Here is a 17,297-nt window from a genome sequence, read left to right on the forward strand (position 1 = left end):
GTACCTTTCAAAAAAACAAAAAAGTGGGCATATCGCCCACCCCAGATGTTCTATAAAACGCAAACGGCTAGAAAACACTCGTTAATCGAGGTGTTTGCGTCATCACTTGCTCTAGCTGCTTACAACGCCTCAACCAGACCTGCACCATCTTTTGCTTTGCACACATAAATCGATGCTTTTAAACCTGTCGCAGCTTCATATTTAGCTTCTACCGTCGATTTCACCTTGTCCACCAATGCAGGTGGAACGAGAGAGACGATACAGCCACCGAAGCCACCACCGGTCATGCGCACGCCTCCTTCTTCGCCAATCACTTCTTTCACCATCTCAACTAGGAGGTCGATTTCTTTGACGGTAATTTCGAAATCATCACGCATTGATGCATGAGACTGAGCCATCAGTTCACTCATTCGTTTAATATCATGCGAACGGAGCGCTTTTGCCGCTTCGACTGTGCGATCGTTTTCAGTGATCACGTGACGTGCACGTTTTGCCACCAATTCATCCAACTCAGAAACTTTCTCGTTGAACTGCTCAATGGTGACATCGCGCAGAGCTTTAACACCAAAGATGCGCGCCGCTTCTTCACATTGCTCACGACGAGTGTTGTATTCGCTGTCTACCAAGCCACGTTTTTTATTCGAGTTGATGATCACGACTGCCATGTCCTCAGGCATAGAAACCGCTTGTGTTTCCAGACTGCGACAATCCAATAGCATGGCGTGGTTTTCACGGCCTTCTGCCGAAATCATTTGATCCATGATGCCGCAGTTACAACCAACAAATTCGTTCTCGGCTTGCTGACCATTTAATGCGATTTCCGCCTGGCTTATTTCCAGGTTGAAGAGCACTTTGAACGTCTGACCAATCACGACTTCCAGTGCCGCTGATGAACTCAACCCCGCACCTTGAGGAACATTGCCGCTGACAGAGATATCAGCACCGGTAAACTGGTAGCCACGAGCCAACAGGCACTTCACGACACCGCGAATGTAGTTTGCCCACATTTTGTCTTCTTGGAATATGATTTCTTGAGTGATATCGAATTCATCAACCGCGTTATCGTAATCAACCGATACCACGCGTACTAGGTTGTCTTCACGCTTTGCTGCCGCAACAACCGTTTGATAGTTAATTGCACATGGCAGAACAAAACCATCGTTGTAGTCTGTGTGTTCACCAATCAGGTTTACACGACCAGGTGCTTGGATAATGTGGCTTGGCGCATAGCCCAACACGTTCTCAAAAGACGCTTTCACATTTTGGATTAAATCAGACATATTGAATTCCTAATCTCATAAATTCTTTTCAATTTCTCTTTAACTGGCAGATAGTCCGAGAAAATTTTGTTAAGCCCTAAATATTTGGAATTGCAGCTAGGCGACAAGTAAATTCAGCCCTATGAGCATAGATTTCCTATGTGATTAGGGCGGCCGGCGATCCGGTGGATTTATGCAGGCAACAACGCTGCGGTTTCAAATATGACGGGGTTACTGTTCTTTGTAGTGCAAATCACTTACATCACGCAGACGCTGTGCCGCTTGCTCTGCGGTTAAGTCACGTTGGCTTTCGGCCAGCATTTCGTAACCCACCATAAACTTACGAACTGTCGCGCTACGTAATAGTGGCGGGTAGAACAGTGCGTGAAGCTGCCAATGGTCGATGTCTGTGCCTTCTTCAAAGAACGGGGCGTAGTGCCAACCCATTGAGTAAGGGAAAGAACATTGGAATAGATTGTCATAACGGCTGGTCAGCTTTTTGATCGCTACCGCCAAGTCGTCACGCTGCTCATTACTTAACTCGCTCATACGGCGAATGTGTGTTTTGGGTAGCAGCATGGTTTCGAATGGCCACGCCGCCCAGTAAGGGACAACCGCCAACCAATGCTCGGTTTCAACGACGATACGGGAGCCATCTTTTAGCTCAGCTTGTACGTAATCCACCAGCAGGTTGCTACCGTGTTCCTGGTAGTAAGCCTTTAGGTTTTGCTCTTTACGTTCAATCTCATTTGGTAAGAAACTGTTCGCCCAGATTTGACCATGTGGGTGAGGCTGAGAACAGCCCATGGTTTCACCCTTATTCTCAAACGCTTGGACCCAAACATACTCTTTACCTAGCTCTTCAATTTGCTCGTTCCACGTATCAATCACGCCACGGATTTTGTCTGCCGGTAGTTCAGGTAAGGTTTTGCTGTGGTCAGGAGAGAAACAAATCACTCGGCTCAAACCGCGTACACCTTGGGTTTTGAATAGTGGGTTGGCTGATTCTGGCGCATCTGGTGAATCCACCATCAGAGCAGCGAAATCGTTATTAAACACGTACGTGCCCTGATAATCTGGGTTAACATCGCCAGAGATACGCTCATTTGTCGGACACAGGAAACACTTCTCATCGTAGCTTGGTAGCTCATCAATCGCAGCTTTCTCATCCGCCCCACTCCAAGGACGTTTTGCACGGTGTGGTGAAACTAAAATCCATTGACCCGTTAGTGGGTTGTAACGGCGGTGTGGGTGATCCACTGGGTTAAATTCAACGTTCGACATTTTACTTACTCAACTTATTCTTCTTACTAGTCCGACGCACTGCACCGGATGAAAATTAGTAACCTTGTGGGTTGTTAGATTGCCAATTCCAAGTATCGGCAGTCATTTCAGAAACGCTGCGTGTTGCTTTCCAACCAAGCTCGCGCTCTGCCTTGTCTGTGCTCGCCCAACATTCGGCGATATCACCCGGACGACGCGGGCACAATTCGTAAGGCACAGGTTTACCGCAGGCGGCACCGAAAGCTTCCACCATTTCAAGTACGCTAGAACCTTTACCTGTCCCTAGGTTGTATGTGTGCAAGCCCGCTTTCTGCCCCACAGCTTTCAGTGCTGCAATGTGGCCATCAGCCAGGTCCATTACATGGACGTAATCACGCACACCTGTACCGTCCGGCGTTGGGTAGTCGTTACCAAACACGGAGAGCTTTTCACGACGACCAACCGCGACTTGTGCAATAAACGGCATCAAGTTGTTTGGAATGCCTTGCGGGTCTTCGCCCATGGTGCCTGATGGATGCGCGCCAACAGGATTAAAGTAGCGCAGCAAAGTTATGCTCCAATCGCTTTCAGCATTGAACAAATCACTCAAACACGCTTCCACCATGTGTTTACTACGACCGTATGGGTTAGTGGTTGCACCTGTTGGTGAGTCTTCTGTGATCGGAACGATTTCTGGATCACCGTAGACGGTTGCTGAGGAACTGAATACGATGCTCTTCACACCCGCTTTACGCATACTACGCGCCAACACCAATGAGCCATTGACATTGTTATCGTAATATTCCAATGGCTTGACGACTGACTCACCTACCGCTTTCAGACCTGCAAAGTGAATGACCGCTTGGATATCATGCTCAGCGAATACCGAATCCAAAAACGCTTCATCACGAATATCGCCTTGATAAAAAGTTGGCTGTTTGCCAGTTAGCGCTTCAATACGGCTCAATACTTCTGTTTTGGCGTTACACAAGTTATCGACAATGATGGGCTCCATGCCTGCCTCAATCATCTGAACGCATGTGTGACTGCCGATGTAACCCATACCACCTGTGACAAGTACTCTCACTTTTACTTCTCCGCTGTTGCTGCTTCCTGCTCGTTACCGGACCTGATGCTCACTGAGCCAGCGTTATTCACACCAAGTCGATACGCCCAATTCTTCGCTGATTAAAATTCTATCAACCAAAACCGATTTAGATCCGTGATCAAACTCAAATTAGTGTAAACGTTTCCACAAATTTCAAAAAAGAAAATAGTTTGACCTTACAGAGAGGAGTTACGCCTAGAATCTAGATATATTGACATCCATCAGGATTTATCAAGTCTCAATCTAACTGAATCAAAAATTCAACTTAGATGAATAATTTAAAAACCACGGCAATAGTGTAATCGTTACCATTTGATTGCAGTTTGCCTTGAACAAGCAATAGATCAGCCAAGAGAAGCAGAAAAAGGCATACTCCTCTGCTGACAAAAAACCGATGGAAGCCTCTCTCAAGCTCCGTAAATCTCTCCGCCTCGCCTGCTATTTTCCATAATTAAATTAAGGTTTATTTATTCAATAATCACTTACTATTAAGCAATTCAAAACCAACTTTCAAACAATAGGAAATGCATGAGGGTGAAATATAATCATTATATTTCAATAGGTTAAAACACAATCAGAAAGACTTAATTTGTCGATTTATTTTTTTCGAGATCAACAATTGGAATAATAGGCAATACTCAGAGACGATCCGACATTCACGAAAATCCTATCCTCTTCTAAAATACGCCCTATATTAAACACGTTTGCGATTCAAGTTGTGAGCGAAAAACAAACGGCTTGTGACTGTCTGGTTTTGCGACCATAAATCATAAGTGCTAACTCCTTAGAAGGATGTGACCATGCAATTAGACTTCTCATACTACAACCCAACAACCATTCACTTTGGTAAAGATTCTTTAGCAAAACTAGACAGCGAACTGCCAAACTACGGCGAAACGGTTATGTTGGTCTACGGACGCAACGCGATTAAATCAAACGGTCTTTACGATAAAGTCATCGCTAGCCTGACAGCTGCAGGTAAAAAAGTCGTTGAGCTGTCTGGTGTTATGCCTAACCCTACTTATGCGAAAATGATGGAAGGTGTTGAGCTTGTTCGTGAGCACAACGTAGACCTTATTCTTGCTGTTGGTGGTGGTTCAGTTGTTGACTGTGCGAAAGGTATCTCAGTGTCAGCACACTGTACCGATGCTGACCCATTCCAAAAATACTGGGTAGAATGGCAAGACATCTCAAACGAAGTCGTGCCTGTTGCTTCTATTCTTACTATGGTAGGTACTGGTTCAGAAATGAACGGTGGTTCAGTGATCACTCATGAAGAAACGAAAAACAAAGCGGGCCGTGTATTCCCGCCAGTTGCGTACCCTAAGTTTTCTATCCTGAACCCAGAATACACGTTTACTGTATCTCAATACCAAATGGTAAGTGGTGTATTTGACACTATGTCTCACCTGATGGAGCAATACTTCTCTGATCAAGGTGCAAACACAACAGACTATGTTATTGAAAGCTTACTAAAATCTTCAATCGATAATCTACGTGTAGCTCTGAAAGATCCAGAAGATTACGAAGCTCGCAGTAACATCATGTGGAACGCAACTTTAGCGCTGAATACAATTACTGGTCTTTCTAAAACTCAGGATTGGCAGGTTCACATGATCGAGCACCAACTAGGTGCTTACACAGACTGTGCGCACGGTATGGGTCTGGCTGCAGTATCTCTGCCTTACTACCGCCTAATCTACAAATTTGGTTTAGACAAATTCGTACGTTACGCAACACAAGTTTGGGGCGTATCAACTGAAGGCAAAACCAAAGAAGAAATTGCACTTGCAGGTATTGATGCACTAGAAGCATTCACTAAAGAGTGTGGCATTGTTACTTCTCTGCAAGAGCTGGGAGCAACCAAAGAGATGCTACCTAAAATTGCAGAATCTACCATCATCATTGGCAACGGTTACAAAAAACTGACCACTGAAGAAGTCCTGAGCATTCTGGAAGATTGTTTCTAACGGTCTTTCCTGACTAGCTGAAACTAAAAAGCGAGCTTCATAGCTCGCTTTTTCTTTTTTAATCTTTTGCGAAGTTAATTGATTAGCCTAATGAAGACATATCGATAACAAATCGATGCGCTAAATCACCAGAAGCGAGCTGCTTAAATGCATCGTTAATTTCATTCATTTTGATCATTTCGCATTCTGGGTAGATGTCATGATCAGCACAAAAATCCAGAAGTTCTTGCGTTTCAGCGATACCGCCGATCAACGAACCAGCAACGCGACGACGACCAAATACTAGAGGCACGCTCATTAGCTCGTCTAATGGACCAACCTGACCAACAATGACAAGTGATCCGTCTAGATCCAACAATGGCGTGTATAGGTTGACATCATGCTTGGTTGGTACTGTATCGATGATGAGATCGAACGAAGAAGCCGCAGCTTGCATTGCCTGCTCGTCTGTTGACGCCAGGATAGCTTTAGCTCCCAATGCTTTTGCTTGCTCTTCCTTGCTTGTTGTACGGCTGATTACCGTTACTTCAGCGCCCATTGCCACAGCAAGTTTAACTGCCATATGGCCCAGACCGCCCAAACCAATGACGCCAACTCGCGAACCTTCAGTTACGTTCCAAGTACGTAGTGGTGAGTATGTTGTAATACCTGCACAAAGAATTGGCGCGGTACGAGACATATCCAACGAGTCTGGAATGCTTAATACAAACTCTTCACGAACCACGATGTGTTTAGAGTAACCACCTTGAGTGATTTCACCGGTATGACGATCTGGTGCACCGTAAGTCGGCGTCATGCCGTTGCGGCAGTACTGTTCTTCGCTGTCGTGGCAGTGGTCACATTCCTGACAACTATCCACCATACAACCGACGGCAACGCGGTCACCTACTTTGTATCGAGATGCTTCCGCACCTACCGAGGTAACGATACCAACAATTTCGTGGCCAGGAACCAGTGGATATGGTTGAGGTCCCCAGTCACCATTAACGGTATGTAAATCTGAGTGGCATACACCACAATAGGTTATTTCAATCGCGACATCATTTGGACGTAACTCTCTGCGTTCGAAATGATATGGTACAAGATCCGTATTTTCTGATTGTGCCGCGTACCCAATTGTTTTCATGTCACAATATCCTTTTATTCTCTATTGCTAATTTAGGATGACTATCAGTCACAAGTCATCACTATCACCTTATACACTTAGAGATCACAGTTCTTGCCCGATAATCTTTTATCCTTGCTCGATAGTAATCACGGGGCTTCAGATTAAGCGAGGCTCAACGATAATCATTCATATAGTGTAGTCTGCGCACAAAACACATTCTTATCCCGTGACCATCAACTTAATTTACGACTTATCACGCATATCGATCCCTGAGACAAAAAATGTTCATAATTTGAATCAGGCACAGCTCGCACAACCTCTTTACTTAGGACTAATAGGCAAGCATTTCGTACTATCCTGCTACCTGAAATGACAAGTGCTCGGTACATTCATTTCTTGAGAGATTTTACGGCCTGACCTTAACCTCTTTGCCAAAAGCGGATTGAAATAGTTAGAAAGAGAATGAGAAAGAAGCGAACAATGATTTATACAAGTGTCATCGTCATTGGCGTACTGCTGATCTTAGGCGGTTGTACCTTCATGCAGCAGAGTCGATTTGGGGCAGAGCCGCAAGATGAAAGGCTGGAACAAATTTCACGTTCACCGAACTATACGAACAACAGGTTCCACAATCAAATAACCACCCCGGTACTGAAGGAAGGTGAAAGTAAGCTTTCTATCATTGTCAGCAACATTTTTAGTTCTGCGCAGAACCTTCGTCCAAACCATGTACTACCAAGTACTAAGACGGACATTAAATCGCTTCCACGAGAAAAAGACGTCATCATCTGGCTCGGCCACTCGTCATTTTACGTGCAGTTGTCAGGCAAACGTATTTTAGTTGACCCAGTGTTTAGCCCTTATGCCTCCCCTGTTTCCTTTGCTATACCCGCTTTTGACGGCACCTCACTTTACAACAGTGAGGAACTACCAGAAATTGACATACTGCTGATCACTCACGATCACTGGGACCACTTAGACTACGACACTGTCACTGCGCTTCAATCCAAGGTGGATAAAATTTTTGTACCTTTAGGTATTGGCGCTCATTTCGAAAAATGGGGATACTCCGTCGATCAAATCAATGAATCAGATTGGTATGGTTCTCTCGTGTTGGATGACGCCTTAACGATTCACTGCGTCCCAGCACGACACTACTCGGGACGAGGGTTTGGTAACAATAAGACTCTTTGGGGTGGCTTTGTTTTAGAATCTCAAGACAGACGAATTCTGCTGGGTGGAGATTCAGGTTATGGTCCCCACTTTCAGGAAATCGGCGACAAGTTCGGCGAGTTTGATTTAGTCGCTCTTGATATGGGCCAATATGATCCTAGATGGCCATATATTCACATGACACCTGATGAAGCTGCTCAAGCCTCTTTAGACCTTAATGCAAAAGCACTGCTGCCTGCTCATGTTGGCCGATTTACTCTCGCTCAGCATGACTGGAGAGAACCATTCAATCGCATTGCTGCATTGAGCTCAGATAAACCATATCAATTGTTTACGCCATTAATTGGTGAAGCGACGGAGTTCTCTAACCTACTCCAAACGCCATCCAAGCAGTGGTGGAATGACAAGCCAAGCCACTAAATCCAATCACAAAAAAACCGTGTTAAGCTTTGCCTGATGCGGTTTCTTTTATATTCTCGACTATCCGGGATTGATTCATCCAAACATGAAAACACTTATGTGACTCCCATTCACACACCTTCACAATCTAAGTCAAAGTGATTAGCCGTCGGGAGATATTTATGCCTAAATATAGGAATAATATCCATATCCAAACGTATGCCCCAACCTAAGAGAAAGTGAGAAGTAAATGCAGGAAAAAAAGCCGCAATCTATTGAGCGTAATCCTTGTCCTGAACCAATCAGAATCGGTTTTATTCTCCAACCACATTTTTCTCTTATGGCATTTACTGCTGCCATGGATGCGCTTATTACGGCAAACCTAGTCCATGAAACCAGCTTATTTCAGATTCAAACCTTTGGTATCGATTCGCGTAAAGTATTGAGTGATATAGGCATCGATATCGCAACAGATGCAACGGTTGAGTCGCTAAATCTACACAAAAGAGGCTCACTGGATTGGCTGTTTGTGTGTGGCGGTTATCGTTGCAGTACGCAAGCATCCCAGCCACTAACGGAATGCCTGACCTCTGCCAACAATCAAAAGATCAATCTAGGCAGCATTTGGAATGGGACCGTTGCATTAGCTCATGCGAACGCCATTGAAGAAAATACCGCTTCCGCTGTGCACCCTAACAGTCATCAGTTTATTCATACCACTTTCCCTGCTCTGGAATTATCCTCCCACACGTATGAAGTGTCGGCCAATCGTGCTAGCTGTGCGGGACCAAATAGTGCCATGGAGATGATGCTGAGTATTATTGAGGCAAAATTTGATCAGAAGTTAGTGCGGGCAGTACGCGAGATCTTAAGCTGTGATCAAGCGTCAGAAGGAAGACAAACAATTTTACACAGCCAGCCGAATAAGCCGTCAGTCGATACTCTGGCCCGCCCCGAGGCACTGCAAGATGCCATTGTCCTGATGGAATCAAACATTGAAGAGCCTTTAACGCCCGACGAACTCGCGCGATTTTTATCGATGTCTCGCAGACAGCTAGAACGGCTATTTCAAACCCATCTCGATATCTCGCCATCGAGGTATTATCTGAAGCTACGTTTGTTAGCTGCTCATAAAGAGTTGGAAAAGAATAAAGAACCTATTATTCAGATTGGCTTGAGCTGTGGCTTTGTGAGTAGCAGCCACTTCAGTAACTGTTTTAAAGACTTCTTTGGTTACACCCCGACTCAACTGCGTCAAAATATGAAGAACAAAAACTCAACGCATTCGACACGCTAACCAGTCAAGTTCCAATAAAAAATGGAAGCTAGCAATAAAAAAAGAAGACACAGAGCCCGCTGTGTCTTCTTTGGCTTAGTAAGTGAGTGTCAACACCAAGGACGAGAGATAGAAAATATCAACACTCAATCACATTAACAGCTAAGCCACCTGTTGATGTTTCTTTGTATTTATCCTGCATATCCAGGCCAGTATCGCGCATTGTTTTGATAACTTTATCCAGAGACACAAAGTGCTCTCCGTCTCCACGCAATGCCATTTGAGCTGCATTGATAGCCTTCATTGCAGCGATCGCATTACGTTCGATGCAAGGCACCTGAACAAGTCCGCCGACCGGATCACAGGTCAATCCAAGATTATGCTCTAAGCCGATTTCTGCTGCGTTTTCAATTTGTAGTGGCGTTCCCCCTAGAACGGCACAAACACCCGCAGCAGCCATGGCACAAGCAGAGCCCACTTCACCCTGGCAACCCACTTCCGCACCAGAGATAGACGCATTCTTCTTACAAAGAATACCTATCGCAGCGGCCGTTAGAAGAAAATCAACCACCTGCTCATCAGAACAATTCGGCGTGAATTCTTTGAAGTACATTAATACGGCTGGAATGATGCCCGCCGCGCCGTTTGTCGGTGCCGTTACCATTCGACCACCAGCTGCATTTTCTTCGTTAACGGCTAACGCGTATAAATTGACCCAATCCATGCCGCTAAGTGTGGAGCTAATGACATTCGGGTTGGCACAATAGACAAGCGAGTCGAATAGTTTCTTTGCACGGCGTTTAACGTTTAGCCCGCCTGGTAACACACCCTCAGCACTGAGGCCGTTAGAGATACAAGACTTCATCGCGTACCAGATATTCAGCAATCCGTCTCTGATCTCCTGTTCTGAACGCCAAACCTTTTCATTTTCCAGCATCAGTTCACTGATACTCATTTGGTTTTTCTGGCATAGCTGGAGAAGTTCTTCACCGCTATTGAAATCATACGGTAGCGCGACAGAATCCGCCGCAGAGGTCTCAGACAGCGCTTCTTTCTTATCTAAAATGAAGCCACCACCCACAGAAAAATAAACGTTTCGGTATAGCGTATGACCGGATTCGTCGATGGCGATGAGTTCCATTGCGTTCGGGTGATAAGGATGGACTTCACGCAAGAACTTCATGTCGTTTGACCAGTCAAAAGGGACCAGTTTTTTACGTTTTAGCCATAAGTCACCACCTTGCTTTAATTCCTGTGTGATGACAGGGATCGTTGCCGTATCAACGGTATCCGGTAGCTCTCCCATTAGGCCAACGACAATGGCAGAATCCGTGCCATGGCCAACGCCAGTCGCACTCAAGGAGCCCATTAACTTAACCACGATTCGCTGAGTCGATTCTAAGAAATTTAACTCATCTAACTCATTGGCAAATCGATTGGCGGCAACCATAGGTCCAACAGTATGGGAACTTGATGGCCCAACGCCAATTTTAAACAAATCGAAAACACTGATAGACATCCCTTGCTACTCCTATCAATGGCTTAGAATAATTGTGCGAGTACCGGATAAAAATACCCGTCTCTCAACATGATGTTTTACAGCATTAAACAACGTGATTCGTTCAACATCCTGACCTTTAGCAATCAAATCTTCTGGATAGTGAGCATGCCCTACTTCCTGAAGCCCTTGAGAGATGATCGGACCTTCGTCCAAATCGTTGTTTACGTAGTGAGCCGTTGCACCTACCATCTTCACGCCTTTTTCCCATGCTTGGTGGTACGGACGTGCACCTTTAAAGCCTGGTAACAGGGAGTGATGGATATTGATTGCGCGTCCACTTAAGCGTTCACAAAGCCAAGGAGAAAGAATCTGCATGTAGCGCGCCAGTACGACCAATTCGATGTCGTATTCATCTAACAAGCGAACAATTTCCGCTTCCTGCTCTGGCTTGGTCTCAGGAGTAATCGGCAGATGGTGGTAAGGAATACCGTGCCACTTCGCCAAGTCTTCCAAATCTGGATGGTTTGAGATGATAACCGGCACTTCAACATTTAACTGACCAGTACGATAGCGATAAAGCAAATCGTTCAGACAGTGATCATATTTTGAAACCAGGATAGCCATACGCATGCGTTGACCAGAGGCAGTCAGATTCCACTCCATTGAGAAATCTTTCGCTCTTACACCAAACTCTGAGTCAAATTGCTGCGGATCAAAATCTGGTTCAGCAGGAATAAACTCAATACGAATAAAAAACTGCCCTGTTGCTCTGTCATCAAAAGACTGGATTTCATTGATGTAATGACCAACGCTCGCCAAATAACGCGTAACGACGTCAACAGTGCCGCTTACACTCGGACAATGTGCGGTAAGAATCCAAGTTTGTGTTGAATTTTCCATAGTTCCCTCTACTCATGGTATAGCCGGTACATCCCGTACCGGCTCGATTACAACTTAGCTAGCTCTTTACTTAGCGATTGACAGACCAAACTCTAGGCTTGCATCTTGAATCCACAACCATAGGTAGTCAGAGAAGCTACGGCGAACAACCAACTCGAACTTATCTTCTTCAAGGCGACGAATGATCGCGCCACTTTTCGCAAATACGGTTGACACAACTTTGCCAACTGGGAATTCCTTCAAGTGAACATCAATCGGCGTCGACTTTTTCAGAACATCAACAGCATGAGTACCAGAGAGCTCTAGAATCGTTGAACCGCCGCTACCGTTAACCAGAGAGTAATGACCCTTCATTTGCTCACGAAACGCTGATTCCACGTCAAATGCTGCTAGTCCTGGAACCGTAATCAACCATTCATCCGGCGCTAACCAACGAGCGGCAAAGTCGCCTTTCGACGTTGATGTCAACGGTTCAAGTGGTAGTGAGAAGCCAAGAATTGAAGACACTGTTTTGAGCATTTCTTCATTTTCTGGATTGCATCGTAATGTTAGATGCCCCATCAACTTCACTTCTTTAAGAACCACACCTTGACGATCTGGCGGCATACTTGCCAATTTATCGAACTCTGCATGATGCAAAGGAGATTCACCGAAAATTTCTCCACCAGGAACCTGGTTCATTAGGTCAACCAATGGTTGTTTGTTTTCTTGTTCAATCAATGTTGTATCAGACATTTTGGCGCTCTCCCTTTGGATCCAAAAATACAGTGCTGCAGATTTCAGCTTCAATCACGGTACCGTCTACTTGTGGGTAGTAAACCTTTTCGCCCATGCGGTCCAGACCACCTTTTACAAAGCCCATCGCGATACTGCGATTCAGGTTTGCACTCCAGTAGCTAGACGTAATATGTCCAACCATTGGCACAGGAATCGGCGCATTTGGATCGAGAACACCTTGTGAACCTTCAGGAATAACGACATTCGGGTCGATGGTTTTCAAGCCAACCAGTTGTTTACGGTTTTCTCTTACACAGTCTTCACGTGCCATGCCTCGTTTACCGATAAAGCTGAATGGTTTGCTGTTCGCGACGCACCATCCCATACCTAAATCGTAAGGGTGAACACTTCCGTCTGTATCCTGACCTGCGATAATGAAACCTTTTTCTGCACGCAAGATGTGCATAGTTTCAGTACCGTAAGGCGTGATGTCGTATTTCGCACCGTGTTCCATCAACTTCTTCCAAACGTGTAGGCCGTAGTTTGCCTGAACGTTGATTTCGAATGACAGTTCGCCAGTGAAAGAGATACGGAAGATACGCGCTGGTACACCAGCAACCGTAGCTTGTTTCCAGTCCATAAACGCGAAGTTATCTTTGCTTAGGTCGCAATCTGTCAGCTCTTGGAGCAGCTTGCGGCTGTTTGGACCTGAAATTGTTGCTGTCGCCCAGTGATCGGTAACCGAAGTAAAATACACTTCCAGCTCCGGCCATTCTGTTTGATGGTAAAGCTCAAGCCACTCAAGTACGCGTGCAGCACCGCCAGTCGTTGTCGTCATCAAGAAATGGTTTTCGCCAAGACATGACGTAACACCATCGTCGAACACCATACCGTCTTCACCACACATCAAACCGTAGCGACATTTACCAACTGGCAGTTTTGCCCAAGCGTTGCTGTAAATACGGCCTAAGAATTCACGCGCGTCTTTACCTTGAATATCGATCTTACCAAGTGTTGATGCGTCCAGAATGCCGACAGAGTTACGTACTGCGAGACACTCACGGTCGAGAGCTTGTTGCATGGTCTCTGCCGCTTTAGGAAAGTACCATGGACGTTTCCATTGACCAACATCTTCAAACAATGCGCCATTGTCCAAGTGCCACTGATGCATTGCGGTGTAACGTTTAGGGTCAAACAGCTCTTTACAGTTACGTCCCGCAATCGCGCCAAAGGTAACCGGCGTGTAGTTTGGACGGAAAATCGTCGTACCTGTTTCTGGAATTGACTTGTTCAGCGCGTTAGCGGCGATAGCCATACCGTTAATGTTACCTAGCTTACCTTGGTCAGTACCAAAGCCCATCGCTGTGTAACGTTTAACGTGTTCGATTGACTCAAAACCTTCACGACATGCTAGTTCAATACCAGCCGCTGTTACATCGTTTTGGAAATCCACAAACTGTTTCGGTGCTTTCGACGTCTTTTTAGGGTGCGGAATATGGAACAATGCCATTGGTTTCGCGACTGGTAACTCATTAGTCTTTGGAAGCGTAACATCCACTGCACTCAGACCTAGTTCTTGAATCGCTTTATTACCCGCTTCAATACCCTCTTGCATCGCACCTTTAGTGGTGAAATTGCCGTTAATCGCACCTGCAATCAATTGCTTCTGTTTTGTTTCACCTGGAACAAAACCGATAACTTCTTCGTTCCATACTGGACGGCTGCCAGTGTGACAAGATAGGTGCACTGCTGGGCTGTAGCCGCCAGATGTTGCAACCGTATCTACTTGTATTGTCTCGCTTGAGTCTTCAACTTTCTTACCGCTCGCATCGAGTTTATTAATACGTACCCCAGTCACACGTTTGCTTCCCAGTGCTTCAACAACCGCAGAGCCTTTAATGACACGGATTCCCGCTTTAATCACGCTCTGGATGATTGCACTGTCCGCATTTGCTCGGGTATCAACAACCGCTTTAACTTTACGACCTGCGCTATGCCAATCCAATGCTGTCTGGTAGCCACTGTCATTCGTCGTCATAACCACAAGGCTTTGACCTGGAACCACTGAGTAGCGGTTGATGTATGTCGATACAGCGCTACAAAGCATGCTGCCTGGTAGATCGTTGTTACCAAATACAAGTGGGCGCTCGTGAGAGCCTGATGCCAACACTACCCATTTCGCACGAACGCGATGCAAACGCTGACGAGCAGTATGCTTAGGCGCTAAATCAGTAAGGTGATCAGTACAACGCTCGTGGATAGTTAAGAAGTTATGGTCATGGTAGCCGTTCACAGTTGAGCGAGGTAGTAACTTCACTTCCGGACATGCTTCCAGCTCAGCCAGAACCTCTTGCACCCACTGAGTCGCTGGTCGGTTATCTACTTGTTCTTTAGTGTTTAGTAGGTTGCCGCCCATCTCACTTTGTTCGTCTGCAAGAATTACGCGAGCACCGCTGCGTGCTGCTGTTAATGCAGCCATTAGACCTGCAGGGCCTGCGCCAACAACTAAAACGTCGCAGTGTTGGTTGATGTTTTCGTAACGGTCAGGGTCGTTCTCTAGTGGTGAGCGACCTAATCCCGCAGCGCTACGAATGTATTTTTCGTAGGTTTCCCACATTGATTTTGGGTACATGAAGGTTTTGTAGTAAAAGCCTGGAGGCATCATGCCGCCGCCGACTTTACCTAAAACGCCCATTACATCTTTATCAACATTCGGCCAGCCATTGGTTGACTGACAAACAAGACCATCGTAAAGCTCTTGCTGAGTCGCACGAATGTTAGGAACCTGCGTCGCTTCTGTCGCACCAAGCTGGAAGATTGCATTTGGCTCTTCTGCACCTGCTGCGATGATGCCGCGAGGACGACTGTATTTAAAACTACGGCCAACAACATCAACACCATTTGCCAATAGCGCTGAAGCCAGTGTGTCACCCGCGTAGCCTGGGTACGACTTACCATTGAATTCAAAATTGATTGACTTCGACTGGTCAACTCGACTTTGTGATGAAATACGATTTACTTGTGTCATCCTTAACACTCCTTACTCTGCAGCCAGTGAAGGTTGCTCTCCAATCTTGTAGACTTCTTTAATTTCGTAAGTCTGTGTATCACGCGTCATATTGAAAAACTTGCGACACCCCGCTGAGTGCACCCACATTTCGTGGTGAAGGCCTCTTGGGTTCTTACGGAAGAATAGGTATTGGCCCCATTCTTCATCTGTGCAGCTGTCCGCATCGACTGGACGTGTAATGTGAGCTTGACCTTTTGGGTGGAACTCTTCTTCTTCGCGATACTCACAGCAGTGAGGGCAATAAATCAGAAACATAATTCTTCTCCTGTTAGTGCGCTACGCCCGCAGCACCGTGTTCGTCGATCAATGCACCATTGTTGAAGCGGAACATTGAGAAAGGTTTAGCCAGTTCATGCATTTCGCCTTTAGCCAAGCTGGCTGCGAATACGTTGCCTGACCCTGGAGTCGCTTTAAATCCACCCGTACCCCAACCACAGTTGAAGAATAAGTTTTCAACCGGTGTTTTGGTCATGATTGGACAAGCGTCCGCTGTTGTATCAACAATGCCACCCCACTGACGGTTCATGCGTACACGGGAGAAGATTGGGAACATTTCAACAATCGCTTGTACGGTATGCTCGATGGTCGAGTAAGAACCGCGTTGACCGTAACCGTTGTAGCCATCGATACCTGCACCGATAACCAAGTCACCCTTGTCTGATTGGCTGACGTAACCGTGTACGTGGTTCGACATCACAACGGTGTCCAGAATTGGTTTAATCGGCTCTGATACAAGTGCCTGCAATGGGTGCGATTCTAATGGCATTTCGAAGCCAGCCATTTTCGCTAGCACGCCTGAGTTACCTGCAACCACACAACCAACTTTGTCAGCCATGATGTTGCCGTAACGGTTCGTTTTCACACCAACAATCGCGCCATCTTCGATGATCATGTCGACCACTTCAGTTTGCTGAATCAGATCAACACCCATGCTGTCTGCACCGCGAGCAAAGCCCCATGCAACGGCATCGTGACGCGCTACACCAGCGTTTGCCTGCCATGACGCACCAAGGATTGGGTAACGAGTGTTCTCAGAACAATCCATATGCGGAACAAGTTCTTTAACCTGTTGTGTATCAAGTACTTCACCTTGGATACCGTTCAGACGGTTTGCTGCAACACGACGTTCGATATCGCGCATGTCTTGCAGCGTGTGTCCCAGGTTGAGACAGCCACGACGAGAGAACATCACGTTGTAGTTCAGGTCTTGTGATAAGCCATCCCATAATTTCAGTGAGTGTTCATATAGAAATGCAGCTTCATCCCACAAGTAGTTAGAACGAACGATGGTTGTATTACGCGCGGTATTACCACCACCTAAATAACCTTTTTCAATGACAGCAACGTTAGTAATGCCATGTTCTTTTGCCAAGTAGTAAGCGGTCGCTAATCCATGACCACCGCCACCAATAATAATGACGTCATACTTTTTCTTAGGCGTAGGATTGCGCCAGACACTTTGCCAATTTTCGTGATGGGAAAGAGAGTGTTTAAGTAGACCAAAACCTGAATAATGCTGCATTTGTCTATTCCTTCATTTCAGCTAAAGTCAA

At 45.9% G+C, this 17,297-nt stretch carries 13 protein-coding genes; 3 read left to right on the forward strand and 10 right to left on the reverse strand.

The window, feature by feature from the left end; all coding sequences use genetic code 11:
• Positions 1–119: 119 nt before the first annotated feature.
• From galK to galE, 3 genes are all read right to left on the reverse strand, one after another.
• On the reverse strand, positions 120–1,280 hold the full coding sequence (galK, locus tag VEJY3_RS21575; RefSeq protein ID WP_014234551.1) for a galactokinase: 1,161 nt from the start codon (positions 1,278–1,280) through the stop codon (positions 120–122).
• Positions 1,281–1,490: 210 nt separating this feature from the next.
• Positions 1,491–2,543, reverse strand: coding sequence for a UDP-glucose--hexose-1-phosphate uridylyltransferase (locus VEJY3_RS21580; RefSeq protein ID WP_041170419.1), 1,053 nt, complete (start codon positions 2,541–2,543; stop codon positions 1,491–1,493).
• Between the two features lie 55 nt (positions 2,544–2,598).
• Positions 2,599–3,609 (reverse strand): UDP-glucose 4-epimerase GalE, encoded by a 1,011-nt coding sequence (gene galE, locus VEJY3_RS21585; protein WP_014234552.1) that lies wholly within the window; start codon positions 3,607–3,609, stop codon positions 2,599–2,601.
• 821 nt (positions 3,610–4,430) lie between these two features.
• On the opposite strand from galE, the gene VEJY3_RS21590 reads away from it, so the two are divergent.
• A complete protein-coding gene (locus VEJY3_RS21590) occupies positions 4,431–5,600 on the forward strand; it encodes an iron-containing alcohol dehydrogenase (RefSeq protein WP_014234553.1) in 1,170 nt (389 codons plus the stop codon).
• A gap of 82 nt (positions 5,601–5,682) precedes the next feature.
• On the opposite strand, the gene VEJY3_RS21595 is transcribed toward VEJY3_RS21590, so the two are convergent.
• On the reverse strand, positions 5,683–6,726 hold the full coding sequence (locus tag VEJY3_RS21595; RefSeq protein WP_014234554.1) for an NAD(P)-dependent alcohol dehydrogenase: 1,044 nt from the start codon (positions 6,724–6,726) through the stop codon (positions 5,683–5,685).
• 462 nt (positions 6,727–7,188) lie between these two features.
• Here VEJY3_RS21595 and VEJY3_RS21600 point away from each other — a divergent pair, with 462 nt between their 5' ends.
• Together VEJY3_RS21600 and VEJY3_RS21605 are read left to right on the forward strand one after the other, a co-directional pair.
• On the forward strand, positions 7,189–8,301 hold the full coding sequence (locus tag VEJY3_RS21600; RefSeq protein ID WP_014234555.1) for an MBL fold metallo-hydrolase: 1,113 nt from the start codon (positions 7,189–7,191) through the stop codon (positions 8,299–8,301).
• Between the two features lie 229 nt (positions 8,302–8,530).
• Positions 8,531–9,577 carry a GlxA family transcriptional regulator gene (locus VEJY3_RS21605; RefSeq protein ID WP_014234556.1) on the forward strand — a complete coding sequence of 349 codons (1,047 nt, stop codon included), beginning with the start codon at positions 8,531–8,533 and terminating at the stop codon, positions 9,575–9,577.
• Positions 9,578–9,695: 118 nt separating this feature from the next.
• Here the strand turns inward: VEJY3_RS21605 and VEJY3_RS21610 are convergent, their stop codons facing one another.
• From VEJY3_RS21610 to VEJY3_RS21635, 6 genes are all read right to left on the reverse strand, one after another.
• Complete coding sequence (locus VEJY3_RS21610) at positions 9,696–11,075, reverse strand: L-serine ammonia-lyase (RefSeq protein WP_014234557.1); 1,380 nt, start codon at positions 11,073–11,075, stop codon at positions 9,696–9,698.
• Between the two features lie 15 nt (positions 11,076–11,090).
• Entirely contained in the window at positions 11,091–11,957 is an 867-nt protein-coding gene (gene purU, locus VEJY3_RS21615) for a formyltetrahydrofolate deformylase (protein ID WP_014234558.1), read from the reverse strand.
• Between the two features lie 66 nt (positions 11,958–12,023).
• Entirely contained in the window at positions 12,024–12,692 is a 669-nt protein-coding gene (locus VEJY3_RS21620; protein ID WP_014234559.1) for a sarcosine oxidase subunit gamma, read from the reverse strand.
• Positions 12,685–15,702: a sarcosine oxidase subunit alpha gene (locus VEJY3_RS21625; protein ID WP_014234560.1), complete on the reverse strand. Its 3,018-nt coding sequence runs from the start codon at positions 15,700–15,702 to the stop codon at positions 12,685–12,687. Before VEJY3_RS21625 ends, VEJY3_RS21620 begins: the two co-directional genes overlap by 8 nt.
• A 12-nt stretch (positions 15,703–15,714) precedes the next feature.
• Complete coding sequence (locus VEJY3_RS21630; RefSeq protein ID WP_014234561.1) at positions 15,715–15,999, reverse strand: sarcosine oxidase subunit delta; 285 nt, start codon at positions 15,997–15,999, stop codon at positions 15,715–15,717.
• A gap of 13 nt (positions 16,000–16,012) precedes the next feature.
• A complete protein-coding gene (locus VEJY3_RS21635) occupies positions 16,013–17,266 on the reverse strand; it encodes a sarcosine oxidase subunit beta family protein (protein ID WP_014234562.1) in 1,254 nt (417 codons plus the stop codon).
• Between the last annotated feature and the right edge of the window lie 31 nt (positions 17,267–17,297).

Source organism: Vibrio sp. EJY3 (assembly GCF_000241385.1).
Classification (GTDB): domain Bacteria; phylum Pseudomonadota; class Gammaproteobacteria; order Enterobacterales; family Vibrionaceae; genus Vibrio; species Vibrio natriegens.

Bases quoted from the DNA above. Each gene is read 5' to 3' on its own strand.
- galK (WP_014234551.1), bottom strand. From the start codon at position 1,280: ATGTCTGATTTAATCCAAAATGTGAAAGCGTCTTTTGAGAACGTGTTG.
- VEJY3_RS21580 (WP_041170419.1), bottom strand. From the start codon at position 2,543: ATGTCGAACGTTGAATTTAACCCAGTGGATCACCCACACCGCCGTTAC.
- VEJY3_RS21590 (WP_014234553.1), top strand. From the start codon at position 4,431: ATGCAATTAGACTTCTCATACTACAACCCAACAACCATTCACTTTGGT.
- VEJY3_RS21595 (WP_014234554.1), bottom strand. From the start codon at position 6,726: ATGAAAACAATTGGGTACGCGGCACAATCAGAAAATACGGATCTTGTA.
- VEJY3_RS21600 (WP_014234555.1), top strand. From the start codon at position 7,189: ATGATTTATACAAGTGTCATCGTCATTGGCGTACTGCTGATCTTAGGC.
- VEJY3_RS21605 (WP_014234556.1), top strand. From the start codon at position 8,531: ATGCAGGAAAAAAAGCCGCAATCTATTGAGCGTAATCCTTGTCCTGAA.
- VEJY3_RS21610 (WP_014234557.1), bottom strand. From the start codon at position 11,075: ATGTCTATCAGTGTTTTCGATTTGTTTAAAATTGGCGTTGGGCCATCA.
- purU (WP_014234558.1), bottom strand. From the start codon at position 11,957: ATGGAAAATTCAACACAAACTTGGATTCTTACCGCACATTGTCCGAGT.
- VEJY3_RS21620 (WP_014234559.1), bottom strand. From the start codon at position 12,692: ATGTCTGATACAACATTGATTGAACAAGAAAACAAACAACCATTGGTT.
- VEJY3_RS21625 (WP_014234560.1), bottom strand. From the start codon at position 15,702: ATGACACAAGTAAATCGTATTTCATCACAAAGTCGAGTTGACCAGTCG.
- VEJY3_RS21630 (WP_014234561.1), bottom strand. From the start codon at position 15,999: ATGTTTCTGATTTATTGCCCTCACTGCTGTGAGTATCGCGAAGAAGAA.
- VEJY3_RS21635 (WP_014234562.1), bottom strand. From the start codon at position 17,266: ATGCAGCATTATTCAGGTTTTGGTCTACTTAAACACTCTCTTTCCCAT.